Origin of the sequence: Massilia sp. YIM B02443, assembly GCF_030411955.1 — a bacterium.
In the GTDB taxonomy this organism is placed as follows: Bacteria; Pseudomonadota; Gammaproteobacteria; order Burkholderiales; family Burkholderiaceae_D; genus Telluria.
Map to the genome: position 1 here is coordinate 1 of NZ_JASNRA010000062.1, position 1195 is coordinate 1195.

General features: G+C 56.7%; 1 protein-coding gene. It reads right to left on the minus strand.

Annotated elements, in window-relative coordinates; translation table 11 throughout:
• Positions 1-39 precede the first annotated feature (39 nt).
• A protein-coding gene (locus QPK27_RS25155) for an IS3 family transposase (RefSeq protein WP_290420880.1) occupies positions 40-1127 on the minus strand; the annotation gives its coding sequence in 2 pieces (ribosomal slippage) (positions 40-875 and positions 875-1127; 1089 coding nt in all).
• Between the last annotated feature and the right edge of the window lie 68 nt (positions 1128-1195).

Below are 1195 nucleotides of genomic sequence, written 5' to 3' on the forward strand. Positions count from 1 at the left end.
GGTAATCCCCCCATTTTTAGAGCACGCTAAAAGTAGAGGTTAAGCGGCAAGTGCCAGTTTCTGTTTTGGCGTGATACCGCCGAGCGCCATGTTGGGCCGATCGTGATTGTAGGTCCACAGCCAGTTGGTGGCAAATTCCTGGATCTCGTAGAGGGTTTCAAACAGATGATGGGCAAGCCAGTCATAGCGAACCGTCCTGTTGTAGCGTTCAACGTAAGCGTTTTGCTGGGGCTGCCCAGGCTGGATGAAATCAATGCGGATGCCGCGCTTGGCTGCCCATGCCAAGGTCACTGCGCTGATGTATTCAGGGCCGTTGTCGCACCGGATTGCTGCCGGCTTGCCGCGCCATTCGATGATCCGGTCAAGCGAGCGTATCACGCGTTCGGACGGCAGCGAGAAGTCGACCTCGATGCCCAGGCCTTCGCGGTTGAAGTCATCGATCACGTTGAACAGACGGATGCTGCGCCCATCAGCGAGCTGGTCGTGCATGAAGTCCATCGACCAGCACTGGTTGATCGCGGTCGGTACCGCCAGCGGCAGCGGTTTTTCGCGCACCAGGCGATGACGCGGCTTGATGCGCAAATTCAGCTCGAGCTCGCGGTAAATCCTGTAGACACGCTTATGGTTCCATTTGAAGCCTTTAACGTTACGCAGATACAGGAAGCACAGCCCGAAGCCCCAGTTGCGCTGGTTGTTCGTCAGTCGCACCAGCCAGTCGGCAATGATGACGTTTTCCGCGTCCAGCTTGGCCTTGTAACGGTAGCAAGTCTCGCTAATGCCAAATGCTTGGCATGCCAGCTTGACTGTGGCTGACCGCTCTAACACGGCCCATTGCGCCATCTCCCGCCGCTGAGATGGCGCTACCATTTTTTTGTGAGCGCCTCCGCGACGATCTCGGCCTTCAGACGCTCTTCCACGTACATCTTCTTGAGGCGCCGGTTTTCCTCCTCCAGCTCCTTCATCCGTGCCATCAACGAGGCGTCCATGCCGCCGAACTTCGAGCGCCACTTGTAGAACGTGGCGTTGCTGATGCCGTGCTCGCGGCACAGCTCTGGTACCGGGCTACCGGCTTCTGCTTGCTTGAGAATGGCGATGATCTGGCTGTCGGTAAAGCGGGACGTCTTCATGTAGAGCTTCCTGTGTCTTAAGTAGAAAATTCTACTTCTGATCGCGCTCTTTTTGTGGGGGGATTACC